This is a genomic window from Ruegeria sp. AL11, assembly GCF_056540865.1.
In genome coordinates this window covers 1-556 of sequence record NZ_JBQFXO010000090.1, presented here as the reverse complement: position 1 = coordinate 556, position 556 = coordinate 1, and the positions used below count along the sequence as shown (strand labels likewise).

General features: G+C 60.8%; 1 protein-coding gene. It reads left to right on the top strand.

Annotated features, from left to right (window positions below; all coding sequences use genetic code 11):
• Positions 1-21: 21 nt before the first annotated feature.
• On the top strand, positions 22-556 hold a 535-nt coding region (locus tag ACR0IP_RS23445; RefSeq protein ID WP_480528202.1), incomplete at its 3' end, for an NAD(P)-dependent oxidoreductase.

The window sequence follows — 556 nt, the reverse complement described above, 5'->3', positions numbered from 1 at the left end:
AAAACAGAAAGGACCGGCGACATGCGCGTCTATTACGATCGCGATTGCGACATCAACCTGATCAAAGACAAGAAAGTGGCAATCCTGGGCTATGGCTCGCAGGGCCACGCCCACGCGCTGAACCTGCGCGACTCGGGTGCGAAGAACCTTGTTGTGGCGCTGCGCGAAGGCTCGGCCTCGGCCAAGAAAGCCGAAGCCGAGGGTCTGACCGTAATGGGTATCGCCGAAGCCGCCGCCTGGTGTGACCTGATCATGTTCACCATGCCCGATGAACTGCAGGCCGAAACCTACAAGAAATATGTGCATGACAACATCAAGCCCGGCGCGGCCATCGCGTTCGCCCACGGCCTGAACGTCCACTTTGGCCTGATTGAGCCGAAAGAAGGCGTCGACGTCATCATGATGGCCCCCAAAGGCCCCGGCCACACTGTGCGCGGCGAATACGTCAAAGGCGGCGGCGTGCCCTGCCTGGTAGCCGTCGACAAAGACGAAACCGGCAAGGCGCTGGAAATCGGTCTGTCCTATTGCTCGGCCATCGGCGGCGGTCGTTCGGGCA